The organism is Lacticaseibacillus sharpeae JCM 1186 = DSM 20505, assembly GCF_001436225.1.
GTDB classification, from domain to species: domain Bacteria; phylum Bacillota; class Bacilli; order Lactobacillales; family Lactobacillaceae; genus Lacticaseibacillus; species Lacticaseibacillus sharpeae.
The window spans coordinates 14,758-28,883 of sequence record NZ_AYYO01000050.1 but is presented as its reverse complement, the minus strand read 5'-3'; the positions used below and the strand labels follow the sequence as shown (position 1 = coordinate 28,883).

The window sequence follows — 14,126 nt, the reverse complement described above, 5'->3', positions numbered from 1 at the left end:
CTCACGCTCCGCTTGCTTCTGTGCGCGCTCCTCTTCCTTGACCCGAATATCGATACCAGCGATAACCATACCCTTCTCACGCCGAGTTAAGGCCAACCAATCATCAGGCTTCCATCCGAAGTTGTTCATCGTGTAGAAGTAGTAAAGAAACTCGGCCCCCTCGTCGGCCTTGATTAGTTTTTTACATCTTCAGCCACTTCATCAACGTCCTCTTCTTCGTCAAACCCGCTGACCTTCTGCACCTGGTTACCGAGTTCGGCATATTCACCAGCAAGTAGCATCGCGCGCAGAGTATCCAGTGGTTTACCTGGAGTGCCGTAGCTCTTCTGCAGGTCGGCGTTATTCAGGTCAGGCTGGACAACCGCGGCTAGAATCAGGCCGTCAACGTAGCCGTTCTGATTCAGCTGAGCGGTCGTGCCACCAAGCTTGTTCTTTTCCCGCTTCATGTTAGCCTTCCGGATAGTCTCCGCTTCCGCCTGAGATAGTGGCTTCACAATGAATGGCGCCTTGAAACGGTCAAAATTGACCTCTGCGTTCTCAATTGGCGTAACGTTCGGTGCCAGAAATGCTTCGATAGATGTAGTCATGATTATCGCTCCTCGTATTAGTTATTTAATGCCATCAAATGGGGTGACCAGTTCGCAACCTTCAAACGTGAAGTCCGTCTCGTCGGTGATAACGCCGTCGTCGGAACTTAGGCTGAGCAGATTGATGTCGTCCAGGTTCACGCCTGTAATGAGAATCGTCTGCTTACCAGTGCGACTGGTCTTATCTTCAATCGTGGCGTTGATGCTGAAGTACAGGTCAGCACCACCCTTGATGTAATCCATTGCCTTCTGTAGCAAGACGGAATCAATTGTGTACCGATTGAATGAACCAGTACCTTCGATGCTGGTGGTCTTGTGCCGGGTCCAGTGATCACCAATGGCGTTCACCGACTCCTTATTCTTCTCAATCTTCGCCGTCAATTCAGTCGCAGAGATGACAGTGTAATTCGTGTCATCAATCGTCATGAAAATCGTGGCATCCTTGGAATTAATGGTGTCGCGGCCTTCCAAAAACTTAGCCGCTGCTGATTCTGTCGCCATGAATTAATCCCCCTTCCTAGACCGTAACGGTCATGTACAGCTTTTCCATGGCGTCAATTGGCGTGATGGCCAACTGCACCTGAATCTGGTCAAGCTCATCACCCTGAGCAACCGTAATGGCATCCGAATCGAATGCCTGAATGGCACCAGCGTTAACCAAGCCATTGAGATATTCAATGCGATTGCCCTTGAACAGGTCACGGCCCACAGAGTCGTTGTTAACCTTGCCAATGAAGCTAGACTCGAACGTTTCCTTGGAGTTGTTGGCAATATCGTCAATCACCCGCAGTGTCCGGTTCTTGCTGAGCACCTGACTCTTGGTAGCGCCGTATGTGATCAGGGAGTTAATATCCTGTTCGATTACGACCGCACCAGACGTCCGCATCGCAAACACGAGCAGACCAGATGCCAGGGCATTGTCGATACCGCTAGAAGTGAGCCGACCATTGACGTCAGACGCACCAGGGTATTCTGCAAACGTCAGAGACTGGTTGACTGCGGCTGCAGCTTCAGCACCGGCAACATAACCGGCTGCCTGACTGGCACTGAGAACATCCCCGTCTTCAAGAACAACCCCGTTACCAACAACGATGACCCCTTCATAGTCCGTTTCCGCACCGGTACCGTCGGGAATGACTGCCTGAACCTTCTGGCCTTCTTCATCACGCAGACGCTTTGCAGTAGCCACCAGCAACTGGTGAATCTTCGCATCGACTGCGTAGCCGGCTGCAGTCATCGTATTGAATTCCTGCACTTCCATTTCCGCAATCATAGCGTCTGTATCGATATCGGCCCCGGTGTTAGATGTCCCACCGACGAGCGGCTTAGTAACACCCGCGGTAAGTCCATCAAGTAGCGCGGCCCCATCGTCAGCCTTTGCCGCTTCGGTGACCGTAAAGTTCACGTAGTCGTTAGAAGCCAGCTGACTGGCCTTGGTGATGGTCTGCGCGTCAACCTGCAGTGTCCCAAACAACGTCTTGACGACGGTCTGGGTCGTATCCGCGGGGTTTTTGGCCACACTGATACTGATGCTGTTCCCACGGTCACCAGCGTATGCCGCTTCGACCTTCCACGGGAGCGTGTCATCGGTGAACGTTGCCTTGGACCCATCGTTGATGTTGTAGAAGAGCACCGTCTGGGCCGCCTTCAGCGTTTCGCGCAATCCAACCAACGTGGACTGCAACTGCGCATCCGCAGTGACGGTTGCTCCGTCCTTGGTAGCAGTGGCGTCAACTGCTGGCAAGTCAGAGTAGATGTCTAACCCAAGAAGCTTGCGGAAGTTGGATCCAGCATTCAGTGGGATGACACCTGTCTTACCCCAGCCGAGCTGATTGCCACCAACAAAAAAGACGACCCCACGAGTCGTCTCTGCACTTGCCACGCTCTTCTGCGGAGCGATGACATTGATGTAAGCGCCAGGCTGGCGCTTACTCATGGAAGTGAATGTACCACCTGCCATTAGAACAAACCTCCTTTAAGCGCTTGGACTGCAGCCTTAGCTTCGTCCAGCGTGTACATTTTGTGTTTATCCAGCGCAACCATCAGCTGGTCCCGCTGCGCACCCGACAAGCTCGTGGCCGAAAGCAATTCGGTCTTAGTGAACTGTGGTGCCTTTTTCTCTGTCATGAATTAATCCTCCCGTCGTATTGCATGGTCTGCTGCTTCACCGTGTCGTCAGTTGGAAATGCCCGCATGAAGATGTTGAATTCCATGTGCAGTTCGGTGTCCTCTGGGTCGAACTCAATGTCCTTGAACTCCGCATAACCGGGTAATTCGGTGAAGTTAGCAGCAAGCTGTTCAATCATGGTGTCCATGTCGGCATGCGGCTTATCCGGATCCGGAAAATACACAATCTGAAACGGATAGGTGCGTTCCTGAATGCCCGAAAAGGCACGCCTCATGGTCATCGGCCGCCGGTGGATATAAAAAGACGGCTCCGTGAATCCGTCTGCTTGATTTTCGCGATAAACAGCAACGTCTGGGAATAATTGTCCTAAACGCTGCGCCATCATTCTAACCATATCTTCCATTAGCTCACCTCAATCGAAAATTGACTTAACTGCTGCATCGAACCCCTTCTGCAGGTGCTGATTCACCGGGTCTTCCACGTAGGCCATCCCGTCGCGCATCATGAACTGGCCATCAACCCACTTCGCCTTGAGCCGCTTACCGATTGCTGGAACATAACGTCCCGGCTTCTGGCGGTGACCCTTTTCGACGAAACTGGCATACTCCTGATTGTTCACGATGTCGACGATGAGATGGTGACCGGGCCGCTTGGGGCCAACCACACGCCACTTGCGTTTCAGCTCACCTGTATCCACTGGAGTTCGGGCCTTAATCTCCTGAATTGCCATGTCCCCGGCTTCTTTCATCACCGGTGCCATCTTGTTCATGAGTGCATCCGACTGACCTGCAGCGCGCAACTTGTCCGCGAACTCGGTGAAGTCACTGAAGTCCATCTTGAAATCCGAGGACATTCAATCACCTACGCTTTCGTATCCAGCACCATCGCCACTTCTTGGTGGCTAAGGTAACCGTAACCGCGGGTCGCTCGCTTGTAGTGAGTCACCACGCCGTTGATGTTGGTAGCGTCGATGGTACATCCTGCCGGAATCTCTATCCCGGTGTCGATGACGAGTATTGCATCATACTGATCAGGTAGAAACTCGCGCTGTTCTTTGCTACTTAGCCCGCCCTTAATCACACGCGCCGGGTAGTCCGTCACAATCGCCACCGGTTCCCCCTTATCCGCAAAGTCCGGGTCATCCCCAGGACCAAGCGTCTTGATGGTCACCGTTGCGTTATCGAGTTCGTGTTTAATCTTGGCCAGGCGTTTGCCAGCCCGCTGAATTGCACCCCTCATCGTTTGACCACCCGGAAAGTATTGAGCTTTGCCTGGTAGTTCGTGGTGATGGTATTTGCTCCTGAGAGCGCCTGATAAGCCGCCAATGGTGAAACGAAGGAAACGGACGTGTCGCCTTCTGAAAGGCTGGCAACGGCCGCGTTGTCGTCAGAAACGGCATTCAGCAGTCCCAGTTCAGCAATTGCATTCAGTGCGAGGGCCACAATCGTGGTGTCCAAGGCTTCAGGGAGTTCTTCAATCGGAACGTGTGTGTAATTCGCTACATCATCGACCACCTTTTGCATCGTGAACTCCGTTATTGCCTGGTACTCCTCATCCTTTTGACCGTCAGCCTTAACAGATAGCGTGCGCACCTTATCGAGTAACGCTTGCATTCTTGGATGTGCCATCTATGCTGCCTCCTTAAGCTGCGGCCGCCACGGTAACCTTGCAGTCACCAGTGAATGTGCCGCTCGTCGCCGTGATGGTGGCCGTACCTGCAGCAACTGCTGTGATGGTGCCATCGGCCGCCACTGTGGCGATGGTCTCGTCACTGGACTTGTATGTCGTTGCGGCAACCACTGCGGCCGCGTCTGCAGCATCAGCTGGATCAGCGGCAAGTGTTGGCTTCTTTGTGTCGCCAACCTTAAGTGACATCGTTGCCTGCAGCTTAATCCCGGTCGCCGGTTTTGGCTGTGCAGCATCAAACACTGCCTTAGCAGGAGTATAGGCCGCGGTGTAAGCGTCCTGGTATTCCTGTGGCTGGCTGGAGTTGTCTGCTGCAGTCTTGCCGGCGTCACCGTCAGCCTTCCCTGCAGCTGTACCCTTAGCCGCGTAATCAGGCAGCGTGGTGAATGCCGGAACATCCACCTTGTCACCGTACTTGTTACCATCAGTGAGGGCCGCCTGATAATCACCTGCAGCAACTGCAGTTTCTGGACTCAGCCCGGTGATTGCGGCCTTGCCGTCATCGCCTGACGTAACCAGCGGAGTGTCCTCACCCTTCTTGAAAATAGCTAGTTTTGCCATGTGCTATCCTTTCTGCCTACTTGGCATTCACGATAGCGCCGTCCGCAGTAGGCGTTACATTAACACCGGACAGCGCTAGGCTTCCCCCTGGGCTGTGCCAGTGCCGTCAGTGGTTGCGGGCTTGGCCTTATCAGAAACATGGAATGCAATCCCTGCAGACTTGGTTGGCAGCAGGAACACGTCATCGTAACTGATTTCGCGATACAGGTAGTTCCCGCCGTTAGCAGCGTTTGGCTGGTCAAAGCCTACAAAGCTGTACTTCTGCGGTGCAATCTGAACCCCGTTGTAGACCAGCATCATGTCAATCTGCTGCGCGTCATCAACGGTCTTGGAACCCACCGCAAAGTCGAACTTGGTCTGAATCAAATCAGAAGGCACGACAACAATCGTTACTTCGTCCAGCGTGTGAACCGCACGGGAAATGTTGTTTGGATTGCTGATCAGAAGAGTGCGGTTGAGCGCATCTGCCTGTTTCAGAATCGTGTTGGTGTGTGAGTTCACATAGAGCAAACGACCCACTGCAGGAACACGCTTTTCGTCCATTTGTTCCATCAATTCATCGAAGATTGTCAGAATGTTGGAAGCATCGAGGGATTCAGTGTAGATACCGCCGTCATTCTTGGCAGTCTTATCTGCGTAGAGCTTTGAGAACATGTAACGGTCCTGTTCAGGCATCTTCTCGTCGAGGTTGAACTGACGGGTCACGTTCGCAATTGAAACAACCTGATTGGTCTCATCAACGTCGATTGGATCAACAAGCGTACTCCATTCACGTTCGTGAGTGAGCTGCATTGGTGTCCAATCATCAGAGTAGTTCGCCTGAATTGCGGTTGAACTGCGACGTGTGTGGTCTGTACGACCAGCGTTGATTTTCAGTGTTGGCACCTTGATCGTCTTGGCTCCAAGAAAACTAATCCCCGCATTCGCTGGGGACAGCCAGAGAGCACTTGAATAAAGTGAAGTTGGGTAAAAACTTTCTTGAACTGCCGCCATGTAGGCTTCGGCATAATTAATAGTTGTACTTTCGGGCATCACTTAAACCTCCTATTTTTTTGCGTCTTGGGTTGGTAAACCTGTTTTGAAAACATCCGCCATGGCTTGCGTTAAATCAGGTGAACCCGTCTTACCGTCAGATGGCTTGTAATTGCCCTTCACACCCTCATCAAACAGATAGCCATCGCTTTCTTGCAGCGCCTTAATCTGTTCGCTCAAGTCAGGAGCCTTACCTTCGTCATCCAGTTTGAGCAGGTCTGGGTCAAGCAGAGCTTTTGCGGCCTTCACGTTGCGCACCTTGGCCGCAGACAGTTGGCTTTCAATCGCCTTGTCGAGTGTGCCCTGGGTGAGCTTACCGTTAGCTTCGTTGAGCTGCTTGGTCAGGTCATCAACCTGATTGGCTTTCTTGGTTAGCGCCTTGATCTGCTTATTCGCATCCTCAAGCTTTGTGCCTTGTTCCGAGTTGCCTGCTGTGACATCGGATAACTGCTGCTCCAGCTTACTGTTTGCATCACGCAGTTTCTGCGTCGCCTTACCATGGTTGGCCATCACTTGGTCAATCTGCTCATCTGATAATCCTAGGTTCTTCAATTCTTCACGATTCATGGTTAAATCCTTTCCGCCCTTACACGATTTTTTACGTGGTGTGACCACGACAGGGCATAAAAAATAGACCTTTTAACGCCGTGCCTAGGGCGAGATTTGGGTAAAAGAAAACACCCACCAAATGGCGAGTGCTAATTTGCTAATGTTTTTGCATGTTCAATAATTCTGCGAAGCTTTTTTAACCAAGTGCCTCTGTCTGGTGGCGTATATGACTCGGTCAGTTCAGGAATTAGGTCGTTTAGAAAATCCTCCATTTTCGGACTGTCCTCAGCAAGTTGGTCGGTTTCATCGGCAAAATAATCTTGAATGTAAAAGACATACGTTTCTAGTTCACTATCAGTAAACGCGCCCTCAAGCACATTTATTGCTTCAGTCTCACATTCCATCAATTTTATTCCACCCCGGTTTGCTTTGTCGAATCATGGTCGCTACCCATACGCTACGCCACTACTTTCTCCAACTGCAAGACCTGTGCTTTTTTGCATCAGGTGATACAACAGCGCGTCTGAAGAAGGAGCGCCAATATCACTATCTTGCAACTTCATTTCACCGCTCTTACGATCAATAGTGCCACTTGCAACACGACTCGTGAACATGTTCTCGAGTTTAAACGTTTCGATTGTGTCATGCTTTGACATCAAAGTGATTTTAATCATCGTGCTCCTCCTTCCATCGCCTTACTGCTTCCTCGTAATTATATACCAGATTGGCCTTAATGTGTGCATCCCGGTATGCCATACCATCTTCATCCATGTATTTTGCTTCAAGCTGTTCATGCACTAACAGGAGTTTATCATATTCGCGTAATTAACCGTTGTGCATTCGTAAACGAATAAGTGATTCGGACATATCGTACGATGGGTCAAAATGAACCAGCCTGCCATTGTCCCATAGGTCATACTTCGAGTCTAGAATATGCTGAAGGCCTCGTTGAGCAGCCTCTACACTTATTCCAGAACGTTGTGCAGATACTTCAACGAGTGATTCTCGTTTAGCTTTCCGTAGCATTTCATATGTGTCATCCGCATATTTGGAACGTTTTTCCAAAAATGGATCATTATCATCGTTAAGTGCTCCAGAAACAGCTCCAGATTTTGAATTGTGATTAACTTGGTCTACAATTTGCTGATATTTCTTGTAAGCCGTCGGATAAATTTTCTTAATCAGCTCCAGAGACTCCGGATTATTGATGGTAGCAGAGGTCATTTCAGCGAATGCTTCCTTCTCCTGGTTACCAGGTGTCCAATAGTAGTTCTTTTTATGGCCAGTGCCAAACAATCCACCCTCAATACCAGATGATGCACCAGTCATATCGGACACGTCGCCCAAACTAGACTTTGAATATTTAGTGCGTAATTCGTCCCTGACTTCGTTTTGAGTCAGCATGCGGGCACTCGATGGCGTGAGCTTGCCGTTTTTACCAAACTTAACCTCCAACGTGTCGTAATAACTCTTGCGTCCGTATGTGACCAATTTATCTGAATCTTTGGTTACATCATTCCGGAAGCGATTAATGCGGGGATTCATGAAATTGTCATAATCACTATTGAGTGCGTTCTTGAAATCTTCGTTAACTGAAACGTTGCCGGCTTTATTATCGATAAGATGAGCCATCTCGTGGAAGTATGCATCCAACCGGTTTCTACCATTTGCACCCTCGATGTCTTTAGGCCGTAAGGTGACTTTGCCGGTTCTATTATTGTAGTGGGAACCTAATGTCGGATTATCGGCATCATCATCAATTACCATCTGATTAGCAAACTTGGACCATAAATGCTGCATGTTCTTTGGCGCATTTCTGAGTGTCGCATCAATGTCAGCAGCAGTCTTAGCTCCTAATTTTTCAGCCGTATTAGCGTTGACTAGGGACTTAGGCTTCGTGGGCGACTTTCGCAACCCGTTCTGCTTGGCCCATTCGTTGAAGCTAACCGCATCGACCATCTTGCGCTTACCAGTTTCAGGATTCTTGCTCCATCGCTTCCCGATTGGTGGCATGTCCTCATTCCACGCGGCGGTCGTGCACCGGCAGTACGGATGAATAGTCGGATAGTTGACTCCGGACTTTTTATCAGAGAGCTTAAATCGCTGCAAGTCGAGATCACCGCAAATGGGACACGTGTGACTCTCAAGGGTGGCCATGTAGGTGTACTCTTCAACACCAGTATCGGCGTAGCTCTTAAACGTGGCCTCTTCGGTTACGTGTGCGAGCTCTGACTGCACTAGACGATGAATGTTAACCTCGCTGAAGGTATTGTTAGCAGCGGCAATTCGCTTGCTAATCTTCTTGGAGTTTTCACCCAGCACTGTCCCGCGCATGACGGCGTCCGTCAGCATCTTAGGCAGCTGGTTCTGGAAATTGTCCCAGATACGCTTGCTGAACATCTGGCCATCGCCCCAAGGGTTAGATACCGCCATCTTGACGGCCGTTTCATCATAGTTGGCGAAATTCCCTTGCATCCCCGTAATGCCCTCGTTCAAATACGTGGCATGTTCGTAGGTATCAAGGTAGGTCTGCTGCAACTGTTCGGACATCGAATCAGTCAGCTCCGGAACAACCGGCGCAACCTGGTTCATGATTTGGCTCTGCAGCTGCTGCAGTCGCGCGACCTGTTGCTGAATGTACTGCAGGTCCAACTCGTCCTCGTAGCCGTCGAGTTTGGCCTTCCGGATGAAATCATCCAGTGTGGTTTCCCAGTCTTTGCCCCGGGCACGCTTGAGCTCCTGCGCCGCGGTGGCGAAGTCGATACCTGCAGTACGAGCATATCGCTTGTACCAGGCAACAATCATCTGGCTGATTTGCGTGTTGATGGTGTCCATCTGCTGAAGCATCTTGCGTTCGTACTGAACCGCGGTTCGCTCGCTTGATGCCTTCAGCTGCAGGTAACGCTTTTGCCAGTATTCCCGGCTATTCATCGCCTACACCTTCATCGTTGCTGAGGCTCTGCGCAGCGCCTGGGTTAGCAAACGGATCCGGATGCTTAGCCTGAGATTCCATGGCGTCGTCCTTGTCCTTCTGCAGCTGTTCAAGTTCGCCTTGCCAGTCATCCCCGACCAGCGGGTTATTCTTGGCGATGGTTTCCTGACTGCTGTATTCGGCGAGCTTGGCCACCACATCGGCCTGCTCGGTATTGTTGCTAATCAGACTGCGAGTCCATGTCTGGTCAATGTTACGCGTATCTGCGCCGCTAATGTTCTGCTGACGCATGATAATCCGTACTAGGCGCGCAATTCCTTGCCGGAACCAAACCTCGGTCGTTGACGCCTTCAATTCAAGCTGACCATAAAGAAGCTTGATGGCCACCCCAGACATGCTTGTGCCAGTGCTCAGCTGTTTGGGATTGACGCCCTCACCATAAACGAAAATATTGTCGAACGTGAGGTCCAGCAATTTTTGGCGTGCTTCAGTGGGAATATCAATCGTAAGCGTGCTGAGGCCAGATTTATCGTCCGGTCCAACAGCATCGAGCTTAACTGCTTTATCCTGCTGCAGCTGATCCATAAAGTCGTGTAGCTCTTGGCCACCGTAATTGGTGAGCACCAAGATTACCTGCTGCACGTCTTCGAGGTCATTGGCGAAACCACTGTAAACTTCATCGTAAACATCAATGTAGCCCTTGTACTTGAACAAGTCTGGCTTTTCACGCTTCCCATTCCGGAATGGGATAAACGGCACTTCGCCAATTCCATGCTCCAACGTTGCGGTTGGCGTACCGGTATCCTCGCCGGTGGCCACGTCAAACAATGCGTACTTTTTCAGTTCATGTAGATCTTCGTAATTGGTGCGGTCAGTACGGTATGCAGTGACAGTCTTCTCATCCCAGTATTCAATGCAGGTGAACTGTTTTCCGGTGCTCTTGTCAATCTGAGCATACCGGCGACAAACACCGAGCAAGCTGCGGTCAGTATCGCCAGCGTATAGCGGGATGATTTGTTCCGGTGGAATGACGGCGTAACGCATTCGCTTTTCATCTTCGTCAAACCAAACGTGCAACCAGCCGACACCGGCATTCGATGCATCTACGCATAGCTCCTGCAATGTTGCGGCAAAGTCGTCGCCAAGCACCTGGCGCACCTTTTCATTGGCAGCATCATCCCCAACGTCGATTGTTGGCGGAGTGCCAGTCAAATAATCGGCTTTCTGATCAACGAGAATCTGGTGGAAGTTGCTACTAATACGCGTGTCTGCTTTACGCAGCGGGCCCTTGCTCTTGTCAGCGCCGTCAGTGTTCACCTTGGAAACACCACCGTTGCGAATCGTGATGTCGTTCTCGTTGTTGTAATACTTCTCACTTAGCTCAGCCTGCGCAACAAAATGCACCCGTTGTGGCTCACGGTTCTTCAGTAACTGCTTAAGATTTTCAAGTTCCAACTATCTTGCACCTCGTCTCATATCGTTCTGCAGGCTATACCTGATTGAATCTATCGTGTGGTCATTACCGTCGGGGTACCCCGATTTGAATCCACCAGTAGCATCGCGTGCTAACTCATAGCCACCAAACTCTCTGGCCGCGTTGGGGCAGCGAATCGGATCAATAATTATCTGGCGCAAATCCTGCAGCCACTTCATCCCGTGTTCGCGACTCCCCGGTCCTTTGCGCGCCCCAAAAAGATTAAGGCCCGCATCGTGAAACTCGTACACCGTCCGTGGCTCAGCGGAGTCGGCAAAGATGACGTCGTTGTTCGGATTCAATGCCTTGATTGCACTAATTGCATTGGCGTTGCTCATCCCCACTTTGTACAGCTCACCGTAAATGTATAGTCGGCGATATGTAGGGTCATAGTTGGCCATCACGTACGCCAACGGGTCATGCGCAAAACCAAAGTCCAGGCCGCGGCGCGTGTGGTCAAACTGGGCCACCTCGTCGTCACTGAGCTCTCTTAACGTCAGGTTGGTAAATACCTCTGCACCTGTCCCAGTGACCTCACCGAGGTATTCATGGGCGTATGCCGTGGGGTTATCCTTCTTCAATTGCTCCGCATCAGCAATAAAGCCAAGGCCCAGCCACTTTTTTGGCACAGTCAAATAATCTGACCGATGAACCAAGGCGTCTGGTCGAAACTCGGCGGCCTTGACCGATTGGTTTGCCCAGCTGTTTTGACTCGCTGGCGGATTGCAGGATCTGAATTCGACAATGCCATCACCACCACGGCCGAGTGACTGGCTTACATTTCGTAGCTCAGCCTCACCGTTAAATTCATCAAATTCTTCGTAGTGGATGAACTTGCACCAGCCCACACGAAACTTCTGTGATTTGATTTTTTTCGGCTTATCGACTCCTTTAAATCGTATCTGCTGACCAGTTGGCCTGTACGTCAGCTGCAACGGACTCACAGAAACACGCCACAAGTCCGAAGCACCAAGTGCGTCGATTGCCCAAAGATACTGGTCAAACACAGACTCTCGCAATGTGCTGGCCACTTTACGCAAAACCACCGCGTTTGCATCTTGGTCTCTCATCATTCCCAGAACAACAATCACAGAGACGAAACTAGACTTCGTGGAACCACGCCCGCCAACCAAGTAATACTTGCTGAAGCGGTGTTCAAGCACATCCCAGAATACCGGGTAGAATGCTGGCGCAATAATTTCACTAGCTTTCACCTGCATCGTTCTGGCCTCCTTCAGTAGACTTGCTTGCCGGTATATCAATGCTTAGCCCGTATGACGTTTCTCCCTCCGGCGTGTTCACGATGTCTGCCCGTGACTGAGCAACATCCGCATCTGCTTTTGCCTTGCGTTGCTGTGCCGCCATCAAACCATCCCCGACTGCAGGCAGTGCCTTGAGCAATACTTCCTGGGCTCGCTGTTTGTCATAGAGTTCAAGCCTGATGTGACCTTTTTCGATGGCCACCGTCTTGATTAATGACGTATCGACCTCAGCTTGTGGTTTGAGATTCACCCGGTGCATGTAATAATGCTGTGGTTTTCGTGTCTCCGGATCCATTACCACCTTGCCTTTGCTATCAAATACGGTGTGCTCTTCAGTGGCGAAATCGAGAAAGTCCCCGATGTTCGCATTGGCCTGCTTCGCCACCTCGGTTAGTACGTCCATCGCGGTGATGTCCAGTTGCCGAGCATGCTCCTTTTTGAGCTCATTCAAAAGCTCAACAACCTTAGGATTTCTTAGGAGACGAGAACCCTCAACTGCAGCAACATTTTGGCTGCCACCGTATGCTTGCAAATATGCCCAGGTGGCGTTGAAACGTTGTAGATATAGGGTTGCGAAGACTTTACGTTTTTCCGGAATATCAGCTTCAGCTACTTTTTGAGCGGCGTGATTTGAAAAGGAGCGCTCCCTTTCAAAAGGAGCGCTCCTTTTCGCGTTACCATCCCAATTATCCTCGGCCTTCCACTTTCGAATCGTCGATGGTTTCTTACCCAGCTGGTCAGCAATATCTTTCAACGCCAGCTGTTTGTTCGACGCCAACCACAATTCATGCGCCTGTTCACGTGCTGGATCTCGCTTGCGTGGCATTACATATCACCCACCTCCCGTTAATAATTATCCGAATGCCAAAAGCCATAAAAATACCGGCATCCTTTTCCACGAATGCCGGAACTGTTGCAAAGACGATGATAGCCTTGTCTATGACCTAGTGGCCAAGGCGTGGACGCGGAATCGAACCGCGAAACTGAACCCACGAATCAGTTAAAACCATTTCCACGCTCCATTCTGAAAGGAGTCGCAGCTGACCATGCTGCGATGGCGTCCGCAGATTTGACTCTGCAGCTTCAGCAGATGCACTACTAAGCGCTGACGTCACCGGCCGTATTCCAACGACCGTATTTACTTCGCAGGTGTTTTCCGCCACCCACTAAAGAGAAATATTTATGAAGTGCTGGTTACCCAGCAAAGCCAGGACAGTGGTCTGAGCACTGCCTTGGCACGAGATACTTGGAGGCTGCGCCACTTCATCATTTTGGCACGCTACAAGAATATCTGAAGTAAACTCCCATTATCCTCCCAAATAACTCCCAAATTAGTCCCAAATAACTCCCATTAATTTTTCGAATCACGTTGAAGACCAAGATAATAAGATACCGCCAACAGAGCCTGGGCCTTAATCCTGAAATAATGCGATGATGAAATGTCTAGCACGTCCATTGCCGTGAGGTCCGGGTGTTGCGTTTCACTGCCATCAACATATCTGGCCAGCAACAGGCGTTGGTGCAGTTCGCGTGGCAAGTGATCAATACTGGCCTCAACCCATGAGCAGAAGCCTCGAGCACGTTCACGGTCTTCCAGCAGCTGTTGAGCATATGGGCTACGCGGTGCCGTCGAGTTCGCGGTGCCATCTCCCCAAGAGCTGGTGAGCTTTGGCATGGCTGGCATCCGGACAATAGCACGCTTTTCCCGGTACTGCTCCAGTACCTCCTCTGCTGCAGCGCGACTCTTTTTCTCGTCAATCGGTAAAAGCTCCATCGCCCGTCACTCTCCTGTGGTAAAATGTTTGCTGTGGGCATCCATTTTTGGATGAGGGCGCGTGCCTTTTGGGCGATGCGCTTTTTTTATGCAATCAGTGGTTTCTACACTTGATGGCGTCAATCTCCATGCTGATTGAAT

General features: G+C 50.8%; 18 protein-coding genes. All 18 read right to left on the bottom strand.

Translation table 11 applies throughout. From position 1 onward, the window contains the following. Positions 1-173: 173 nt before the first annotated feature. Entirely contained in the window at positions 174-587 is a 414-nt protein-coding gene (locus FC18_RS09610; RefSeq protein WP_054678637.1) for a phage tail assembly chaperone, read from the bottom strand. A 21-nt stretch (positions 588-608) separates the two neighbouring features. Then, positions 609-1,088: a phage tail tube protein gene (locus FC18_RS09605; RefSeq protein WP_054678634.1), complete on the bottom strand. Its 480-nt coding sequence runs from the start codon at positions 1,086-1,088 to the stop codon at positions 609-611. Positions 1,089-1,104: 16 nt separating this feature from the next. After that, positions 1,105-2,547: a phage tail sheath subtilisin-like domain-containing protein gene (locus FC18_RS09600; protein WP_054678631.1), complete on the bottom strand. Its 1,443-nt coding sequence runs from the start codon at positions 2,545-2,547 to the stop codon at positions 1,105-1,107. Next, entirely contained in the window at positions 2,547-2,714 is a 168-nt protein-coding gene (locus FC18_RS12130) for a hypothetical protein (RefSeq protein WP_156300896.1), read from the bottom strand. The genes FC18_RS09600 and FC18_RS12130 overlap by 1 nt, the downstream gene beginning before the upstream one ends. After that, positions 2,711-3,118 (bottom strand): phage tail terminator family protein, encoded by a 408-nt coding sequence (locus tag FC18_RS09595; protein WP_054678628.1) that lies wholly within the window; start codon positions 3,116-3,118, stop codon positions 2,711-2,713. The genes FC18_RS12130 and FC18_RS09595 overlap by 4 nt, the downstream gene beginning before the upstream one ends. Before the next feature lie 9 nt (positions 3,119-3,127). Next, positions 3,128-3,568, bottom strand: a complete 441-nt coding sequence (locus FC18_RS09590; RefSeq protein ID WP_054678625.1) for an HK97 gp10 family phage protein — start codon at positions 3,566-3,568, stop codon at positions 3,128-3,130. 8 nt (positions 3,569-3,576) lie between these two features. Further along, the gene (locus tag FC18_RS09585) at positions 3,577-3,954 is read right to left on the bottom strand and encodes a hypothetical protein (protein ID WP_054678622.1); all 378 of its coding nucleotides are present in this window, start codon (positions 3,952-3,954) and stop codon (positions 3,577-3,579) included. Continuing rightward, complete coding sequence (locus FC18_RS09580) at positions 3,951-4,343, bottom strand: head-tail connector protein (RefSeq protein ID WP_156300895.1); 393 nt, start codon at positions 4,341-4,343, stop codon at positions 3,951-3,953. Before FC18_RS09580 ends, FC18_RS09585 begins: the two co-directional genes overlap by 4 nt. 13 nt (positions 4,344-4,356) lie before the next feature. Then, positions 4,357-4,962: an Ig-like domain-containing protein gene (locus tag FC18_RS12340; RefSeq protein ID WP_082404040.1), complete on the bottom strand. Its 606-nt coding sequence runs from the start codon at positions 4,960-4,962 to the stop codon at positions 4,357-4,359. A gap of 75 nt (positions 4,963-5,037) precedes the next feature. Beyond that, a complete protein-coding gene (locus FC18_RS09570) occupies positions 5,038-5,994 on the bottom strand; it encodes a hypothetical protein (RefSeq protein WP_056976168.1) in 957 nt (318 codons plus the stop codon). 12 nt (positions 5,995-6,006) lie between these two features. After that, positions 6,007-6,561 carry a phage scaffolding protein gene (locus FC18_RS09565; RefSeq protein ID WP_056976166.1) on the bottom strand — a complete coding sequence of 185 codons (555 nt, stop codon included), beginning with the start codon at positions 6,559-6,561 and terminating at the stop codon, positions 6,007-6,009. Between the two features lie 131 nt (positions 6,562-6,692). Next, the gene (locus FC18_RS09560; protein ID WP_054678611.1) at positions 6,693-6,947 is read right to left on the bottom strand and encodes a hypothetical protein; all 255 of its coding nucleotides are present in this window, start codon (positions 6,945-6,947) and stop codon (positions 6,693-6,695) included. 42 nt (positions 6,948-6,989) lie between these two features. Next, entirely contained in the window at positions 6,990-7,217 is a 228-nt protein-coding gene (locus FC18_RS09555; RefSeq protein ID WP_054678608.1) for a hypothetical protein, read from the bottom strand. Positions 7,218-7,368: 151 nt separating this feature from the next. Further along, positions 7,369-9,474 carry a minor capsid protein gene (locus FC18_RS09550; protein WP_056976164.1) on the bottom strand — a complete coding sequence of 702 codons (2,106 nt, stop codon included), beginning with the start codon at positions 9,472-9,474 and terminating at the stop codon, positions 7,369-7,371. Then, complete coding sequence (locus FC18_RS09545) at positions 9,467-10,930, bottom strand: phage portal protein (RefSeq protein WP_082620499.1); 1,464 nt, start codon at positions 10,928-10,930, stop codon at positions 9,467-9,469. Before FC18_RS09545 ends, FC18_RS09550 begins: the two co-directional genes overlap by 8 nt. Then, positions 10,931-12,169, bottom strand: coding sequence for a PBSX family phage terminase large subunit (locus FC18_RS09540; protein WP_054678596.1), 1,239 nt, complete (start codon positions 12,167-12,169; stop codon positions 10,931-10,933). Continuing rightward, positions 12,153-13,037 carry a terminase small subunit gene (locus FC18_RS09535; RefSeq protein WP_054678593.1) on the bottom strand — a complete coding sequence of 295 codons (885 nt, stop codon included), beginning with the start codon at positions 13,035-13,037 and terminating at the stop codon, positions 12,153-12,155. Before FC18_RS09535 ends, FC18_RS09540 begins: the two co-directional genes overlap by 17 nt. A gap of 525 nt (positions 13,038-13,562) precedes the next feature. After that, positions 13,563-13,985, bottom strand: a complete 423-nt coding sequence (locus FC18_RS09530) for an ArpU family phage packaging/lysis transcriptional regulator (protein ID WP_056976162.1) — start codon at positions 13,983-13,985, stop codon at positions 13,563-13,565. Positions 13,986-14,126 lie beyond the last annotated feature (141 nt).

Excerpts from the sequence above, each read along its gene's own strand:
- FC18_RS12130 (WP_156300896.1), bottom strand. The coding sequence starts at position 2,714 with ATGACAGAGAAAAAGGCACCACAGTTCACTAAGACCGAATTGCTTTCG.
- FC18_RS09580 (WP_156300895.1), bottom strand. The coding sequence starts at position 4,343 with ATGGCACATCCAAGAATGCAAGCGTTACTCGATAAGGTGCGCACGCTA.
- FC18_RS09535 (WP_054678593.1), bottom strand. The coding sequence starts at position 13,037 with ATGCCACGCAAGCGAGATCCAGCACGTGAACAGGCGCATGAATTGTGG.
- FC18_RS12340 (WP_082404040.1), bottom strand. The coding sequence starts at position 4,962 with ATGGCAAAACTAGCTATTTTCAAGAAGGGTGAGGACACTCCGCTGGTT.
- FC18_RS09585 (WP_054678622.1), bottom strand. The coding sequence starts at position 3,954 with ATGAGGGGTGCAATTCAGCGGGCTGGCAAACGCCTGGCCAAGATTAAA.
- FC18_RS09560 (WP_054678611.1), bottom strand. The coding sequence starts at position 6,947 with ATGGAATGTGAGACTGAAGCAATAAATGTGCTTGAGGGCGCGTTTACT.
- FC18_RS09590 (WP_054678625.1), bottom strand. The coding sequence starts at position 3,568 with ATGTCCTCGGATTTCAAGATGGACTTCAGTGACTTCACCGAGTTCGCG.
- FC18_RS09555 (WP_054678608.1), bottom strand. The coding sequence starts at position 7,217 with ATGATTAAAATCACTTTGATGTCAAAGCATGACACAATCGAAACGTTT.
- FC18_RS09610 (WP_054678637.1), bottom strand. The coding sequence starts at position 587 with ATGACTACATCTATCGAAGCATTTCTGGCACCGAACGTTACGCCAATT.
- FC18_RS09530 (WP_056976162.1), bottom strand. The coding sequence starts at position 13,985 with ATGGAGCTTTTACCGATTGACGAGAAAAAGAGTCGCGCTGCAGCAGAG.
- FC18_RS09570 (WP_056976168.1), bottom strand. The coding sequence starts at position 5,994 with ATGCCCGAAAGTACAACTATTAATTATGCCGAAGCCTACATGGCGGCA.
- FC18_RS09605 (WP_054678634.1), bottom strand. The coding sequence starts at position 1,088 with ATGGCGACAGAATCAGCAGCGGCTAAGTTTTTGGAAGGCCGCGACACC.
- FC18_RS09540 (WP_054678596.1), bottom strand. The coding sequence starts at position 12,169 with ATGCAGGTGAAAGCTAGTGAAATTATTGCGCCAGCATTCTACCCGGTA.
- FC18_RS09550 (WP_056976164.1), bottom strand. The coding sequence starts at position 9,474 with ATGAATAGCCGGGAATACTGGCAAAAGCGTTACCTGCAGCTGAAGGCA.
- FC18_RS09595 (WP_054678628.1), bottom strand. The coding sequence starts at position 3,118 with ATGGAAGATATGGTTAGAATGATGGCGCAGCGTTTAGGACAATTATTC.
- FC18_RS09565 (WP_056976166.1), bottom strand. The coding sequence starts at position 6,561 with ATGAATCGTGAAGAATTGAAGAACCTAGGATTATCAGATGAGCAGATT.
- FC18_RS09600 (WP_054678631.1), bottom strand. The coding sequence starts at position 2,547 with ATGGCAGGTGGTACATTCACTTCCATGAGTAAGCGCCAGCCTGGCGCT.